The organism is Acidovorax sp. KNOB132, assembly GCF_057541515.1.
The window spans coordinates 1-6017 of the sequence record NZ_BAAJYT010000215.1; the positions used below are offsets into that span (position 1 = coordinate 1).

Consider the following 6017-nt stretch of genomic DNA (forward strand, 5'->3'; position numbering starts at 1 on the left):
CGGGCCTGGGGCGTTTGGGGGCCGGCGGCACCGGCCGCGTTGGCGGCGATGGCCACGGGGTCGTCTTCGGCGTCGCGGCTCAAAGGGGCGTCGTCGTGCCGTTTCATGCGAGGGCCTCCGGGCGCAGTTGCTCCAGCAAGACGGGAATGGGCAGGGGAACGGGCAGGGGCACGGCCTGCGGCCCCTGGCCCTCCAGCCAGAAACGCCGCAGCAGCCCCGCGAGGACGGCACGGCGGTATTCGCCGCTCGCCCGCATGTCGGAGATGGGCTGGAACTCGGCCTGCAGGGCGGCCGTAGCGCGCTCCACCGTCTCCACGGTCCAGGGCTGGCCGGCAAGTGCGGCCTCGGTCTGCCGGGCCCGCGCGGGCGTGGCGGCAACCCCGCCTGCGCCGATGCGGGCGCGCCGCACCCGGCCTTCGGCGATGTCGAGGTTCAGCACCAGGCACACGGCGGAGATGTCGTCGTCCAAGCGCTTGGACACCTTGTAGGCCGCCAGCGATTCGCCCGGCGCGGGCAGCGGCACCTCGATGCGCACGAGCAGCTCATCCGGCGCCATCACGTTCTGGCGGTAGCCGGTGTACAGGTCTTCCAGCGCCAATGTGCGTTCGCCGCGCAGGCTGGCCAGCACCACGCTGGCGCCCAGCGCGATCAGCAGGGGCATGGAGTCGCCGATCGGCGAGCCGTTGGCCACGTTGCCGCCCAGCGTGCCGGAGTTGCGCACAGGCAGCCCGGCGAAGCGCGCGGCGAAGCGGTGCAGCACGGGCCAGTGGGCTTGCAGCGCATCGAACGCGTCGGCCAGCGGCACGGCCGCGCCGATGGACAGCCGCCCGCCCTGCGTGACGATGCGGCGCAGCTCCTGCGCCCGCGTGACGTCGAGCAGCTGCGCGAACTGGCGGTGCTGCTTGGTGATCCACAGGCCCACGTCGGTGGCGCCGGCCACCACCTGGGCGGTGGGGTGCGCGGCGCGTGCGGCCAGCAGTTCGGCCAGCGTGGCCGGGGCCAGGTACGCGTCGTCGGGCGTGGGCGCCGGTTTCGCCAGGGAGGCCAGCTGCGGCAGCAGTTGCGCTTCGTCTACCTGCATGCGGGGCAGGGCGGCCATCCGCTCGGCCGCGTCCAGGATGGGGCGGTAGCCGGTGCAGCGGCACAGGTTGCCCGACAGGTCGTGCACGGCCTGCTCGCGCGTGACCGCGCGGCCCTGGCACACGTGGTTCTGGTACATGCCGAACAGGCTCATCACGAAGCCCGGCGTGCAGAAGCCGCACTGCGAGCCGTGGCACTGCACCATGGCTTCCTGGGCGGGGTGCAGGCCCGGCGCGCTGGAGGGGGCGCCGCTGGAGGGCGGGGTGGTGGGCGGCGCGGGCTGGAGCAGCGGGTCCTGGTCCAGGTCCTCCACCGTCCACAGCGCCATGCCGTCGATGGAGTGGGCCAGGCGGATGCAGCTGTTCACGGCCCGGTAGCGCACGCGGCCGTCCACGGCCTCGCCCAGCACCACGGTGCAGGCGCCGCAGTCGCCCTCGCCGCAGCCTTCCTTGGTGCCGGTGTGGCCCAGGTCTTCGCGCAGCACCTCCAGCAGGGTGCGGTCGGGAGGAACATGGGCCAGCGTCACGGGCTGGCCCCGGCGGATGAATCGCAGCGGGCGGGTGGTGGTCATGCGTTGTGCAGGGCAGGGTTCGGTCGTTGGGGCCAGTGTGCGCGCCATGTCGGTACAGGGTAGTGGGCCCGGGGGTGGCGGCGCATATGGGCGAGCGTATAACGGCCATGCGCCGGGCGCCATGCCCGGGACACCGGCCGTTGCTTTGGCACCCTTTACTGCCTTCGCCTGGCACGGATGCTGCGTCCCTTCGTGGCGCCACGCCAAGGTGGCAGGCCGCAGACCCCAAGGACACCGGATGGACATCGATTTCTCGCAACTCGGCGCCTACGAGCGCTACAAGCTGATGGCCAGCCTGATCGTGCCGCGCCCGATCGCGCTCATCACCACCCTCGGGGAGGACGGCACGGTGAACGCCGCGCCGTTCAGCATGTTCAACATGCTGGGCGAGGACCCGCCGGTGCTGATGGTGAGCATCAACCGGCTGCAGGGTGGCCGCCTCAAGGACACGGCCGCCAACATCCTGCGCACCGGCGAATTCGTGGTGCACATCGCCGACGAGGCCATGGCCCAGCGCATGCATGCCTGCGGCGATGCGCTGCCGCCGCACGAGAGCGAACTGGTGCATGCCGGCCTCACGCCGGTGCCGTCGCGCAGCGTGGCCCCGCCGCGCATCGCCGAGGCCCCGGTGGCGTTCGAATGCGTGCTGCACGAAACCATGGAAACGGCCAGCCGCTACGTCTTCATCGGCCGCGTGCAGTGGCTGGGCGCGCGCGAGGGCCTCGTGGACACCGAGCGCTGGCGGGTGCGGCTGCAGGACTACCACCCGGTGGGGCGGTTCGGCGCGAGCTTCTATGTGACGACCGGCGACCGCTTCTCGCTCGACCCGGCGCCGCAGCCGGGCGCTGCGCGTTCGACGGCCATCGACGAGATCTGACCACCCGCGCCGCCGCCTCGGTAGTTGCCTGGCTCGCGGTCTCGCGGCCTCGGCGCTACAGTGCGATGTCCCCTTGCCTTCTTCACTGCGCCCTCGCTCGCCACCGGCAGGCCCGGCGTGCCATACGCGTTGGCGTATGGCTGGAATGCCCCCACCCTTATGAGAGACCAAGCCCTTTTCGACAAGATAGACCTCCATCTCATAAGGGTCTTGCACACCGTGTTGACTGAACGCAGCGTATCGCGGGCCGCCGTGCGGCTGGGCATGCACCAGCCGGCCGTGTCGGCGGCGCTGCGCCGCCTGCGCGACCTGGCGGGCGATCCGCTGCTGGTGCGCTCGGGCGCGGCCATGCTGCCCACCGATGCCGCGCTGCGCATGGTGGAGCCGGCGGGCGCCATCCTGCGGTCGGCCGAGGCGTTGTTCTCCGATGCGCGCGGGTTCGACGCGCGCACCGCCACGCGCACCTTCCGCATCGCCGCGAGCGACTACCTGGACCCGCTCTTCCTGCCGCGCCTGGTGGCCCGCCTCAAGGCCGAGGCCCCGCTGTGCCCGGTCGAGGTGCTGCCGCTGTCGGCGGACGCGCACTACCACGCGCACCTGGCGCAGGGCGAGGTGGACGTGGTCATCGGCAACTGGCCCCAGCCGCCCGACGACCTGCACATGGGGCGGCTTTTCGGCGACGAGGTGGTCTGCCTCGTGAGCCCCGCGCACCCCGCGGTGCGCCGCGGCTGGGACGCGGACGAGTGGCTGGCCGCCGAGCACATCGCCCCCACGCCCACGCACCCCGGCGCGCGCGGCGTGATCGATGCGCACCTCGACTCCCTGGGCCTGCAGCGCCGCGTGACCGCGCGCTGCGCCCATTTCAGCCTGATCCCGGAGATGGTCGCCGCCAGCCTGCTGGTGCTCACCACGGGGCGGCAGTTCTGCGAACGCTTCACCGACCGCCTGCCGCTCACCGTGCTGCCGTGCCCGGTGCCCTTCCCGCGCCTGATGTACTACCAGCTGTGGCATGCCCGCACCCACCATTCGGCTGCCGCCATGTGGCTGCGCGACAGCGTGCGCACCGTGGCAGCATCGCTACGAAAAGCATAGCGGCCAACGCATGAAGGACGTGCGCAGCATTCCGGTTTCGTGCCCAACCCCCTTTGAAAATCAAGAGACAATCGCCCGCATGAATTCCTCCCACACCTCCCCCGCCGCCGCGGCGCCGGTGCCGCGCCTGCAGCTGGCGGGCATCACGAAGCGCTATCCGGCCGTGGTGGCCAACAGCGGCGTGTCCCTCACGGTGCAGCCCGGCGAGATCCACGCCGTGCTGGGCGAAAACGGCGCAGGCAAGTCCACGCTGATGAAGATCATCTACGGCGCGGTCAAGCCCGAAGAGGGCACCCTGCACTTCAACGGCCAGCCGGTGGCGGTGCGCAACCCGCAGGAGGCGAGAGCGCTAGGCATCGCCATGGTGTTCCAGCATTTCAGCCTGTTCGACACCCTCACCGTGGCCGAGAACGTGTGGCTGGGCCTGGACAAGCGGCTGCAGCTGGCCGAGATCACGCGCCGCATCGCCGCCACCGCGGCCGAGTACGGGCTGGACATCGACCCGCTGCGCCCCGTGCACACCCTGAGCGTGGGCGAGATGCAGCGTGTGGAGATCATCCGGGCGCTGCTCACCCAGCCGCAGCTACTGATCCTGGACGAGCCCACGTCGGTGCTCACGCCCCAGGCGGTCGAAAAGCTCTTCGTGGTGCTGCGCCAGCTCGCAAGCCAGGGCTGCAGCATCCTCTACATCAGCCACAAGCTGCACGAGATCCGCGCGCTGTGCACCGCCTGCACGGTGCTGCGCGGCGGCAAGGTGACGGGCGTGTGCAACCCGGCCGAAGAGTCGAACGCCTCGCTGTCGCGCCTGATGATCGGTGCCGAGCCGCCGGCGCTCACCCACCGCCCCGCGCACCTGGGCGAGACGGTGCTGCGCGTGCAGGGCCTGTCGCTGCCGCGCATGGACCCGTTCGGCGTCGATCTGATCGACCTCGGCTTCGAGGTGCGGGCGGGCGAGGTGCTGGGCATCGCCGGCGTCTCCGGCAACGGCCAGAAGGAATTGCTCTATGCCCTGTCGGGCGAGGACACGCGCGCCCAGCCCGCGATGGTGCAGGTGGCCGGCCAGGCCGCCGGGCGCATGAACCCGCGCCGCCGCCGCGCGCTGGGCCTGCATTTCGTGCCCGAGGAGCGGCTGGGCCGCGGGGCCGTGCCCACCATGGGCCTGGCGCACAACCTGCTGCTCACGCGCAGCAACTGCGTGGGGCCGGGCGGCTGGATCCGCACCGGCGCGCTGCAGGCGCATGCCCGCGCCATCATCGAGCGCTTCCACGTGAAGGCGGGCGGGCCCCATGCGGCCGCGCGGTCGCTGTCGGGCGGCAACCTGCAGAAGTTCATCGTGGGCCGCGAGATCGATGCCAACCCGCGCCTGCTCATCGTCTCGCAGCCGACCTGGGGCGTGGACGTGGGCGCGGCCGCGCAGATCCGCGGCGAGATCCTGGCGCTGCGCGATGCCGGCTGCGCCGTACTGGTGCTCAGCGAGGAGCTGGACGAGCTGTTCGAAATCTGCGACCGCCTGCACGTGGTGGCCAAGGGGCGCCTGTCGCCCTCGGTGCCCCGCGCCGAGGCCACGGTGGAGCGCATCGGCGAATGGATGAGCGGGCTCTGGCATGCCGACGTGCAGTCGCACCTCGCCCGGGCCGAAGCGGCGCGCGCGCAAACGGAGGCGGCCCATGCTCAAGCTTGAAGCCCGATCCCAGGCCTCGCGCTGGTGGACCTACGGCTCGCCGGTGCTGGCGCTGGCCGTCACCGTGCTCATCGGGCTGGCGCTGTTCGCGGCGCTGGGCAAGGACCCGGTGCGCGGGCTGCAGGTGTTCTTCTGGGAGCCCGTCAAGAACCAGTACGCCATCGGCGAGCTGATGGTCAAGGCCACGCCGCTGCTGCTGATCGCGCTGGGCCTGGCGGTGTGCTTTCGCTCCAACGTGTGGAACATCGGCGCCGAGGGACAGTTCGTGATCGGCGCCGTCGCGGCCGGCGGCATCGCGCTGCTGGCCGACCAGACCACGGGCCCGTGGATCGTGCCCGCTATCCTGCTGGCCGGCGTGCTGGGCGGCATGGCCTGGGCCGGCATCACGGCGCTGCTGCGCGACCGGTTCAACGCCAACGAGATCCTCGTGAGCCTGATGCTGGTCTACGTGGCCACGCTGGTGCTGGGCTACCTGGTCTACGGGCCGTGGAAGGACCCCATGGGCTACAACTTCCCGCAGACCAAGACCTTCGAGCGCGTGACGCAGATCCCGCGGCTCATGCAGGGCTCGCGCGTGTCCATCGGCCTGCTGCTGGCGCTGGCGGGCGCCGCGGCGCTGTGGGTGTTCCTGTTCCGCACGCGGGCGGGTTTTGCGCAGCAGGTGGGCGGCCTGGCCCCGGCGGCGGCGCGCTACGCGGGCTTTTTCCCTCGCGCCG

At 71.6% G+C, this 6017-nt stretch carries 5 protein-coding genes; 4 read left to right on the forward strand and 1 reads right to left on the reverse strand.

Translation table 11 applies throughout. The annotated features are described in order from the left end of the window. Positions 1-103 precede the first annotated feature (103 nt). Entirely contained in the window at positions 104-1651 is a 1548-nt protein-coding gene (gene xdhA / locus AC27IO_RS19135) for a xanthine dehydrogenase small subunit (RefSeq protein ID WP_498740226.1), read from the reverse strand. 238 nt (positions 1652-1889) lie between these two features. Between xdhA and AC27IO_RS19140 the strand changes: the two genes are divergently transcribed. The 4 genes from AC27IO_RS19140 to AC27IO_RS19155 all read left to right on the forward strand — a co-directional run. After that, on the forward strand, positions 1890-2528 hold the full coding sequence (locus AC27IO_RS19140) for a flavin reductase family protein (RefSeq protein WP_272551489.1): 639 nt from the start codon (positions 1890-1892) through the stop codon (positions 2526-2528). 159 nt (positions 2529-2687) lie between these two features. Beyond that, positions 2688-3620 (forward strand): LysR family transcriptional regulator, encoded by a 933-nt coding sequence (locus tag AC27IO_RS19145; RefSeq protein WP_498740227.1) that lies wholly within the window; start codon positions 2688-2690, stop codon positions 3618-3620. A 79-nt stretch (positions 3621-3699) separates the two neighbouring features. Then, on the forward strand, positions 3700-5301 hold the full coding sequence (locus AC27IO_RS19150; protein ID WP_498740228.1) for an ABC transporter ATP-binding protein: 1602 nt from the start codon (positions 3700-3702) through the stop codon (positions 5299-5301). Beyond that, the coding region (locus tag AC27IO_RS19155) for an ABC transporter permease (protein WP_498740229.1) at positions 5288-6017 on the forward strand (730 nt) is incomplete at its 3' end. The genes AC27IO_RS19150 and AC27IO_RS19155, both read left to right, overlap by 14 nt.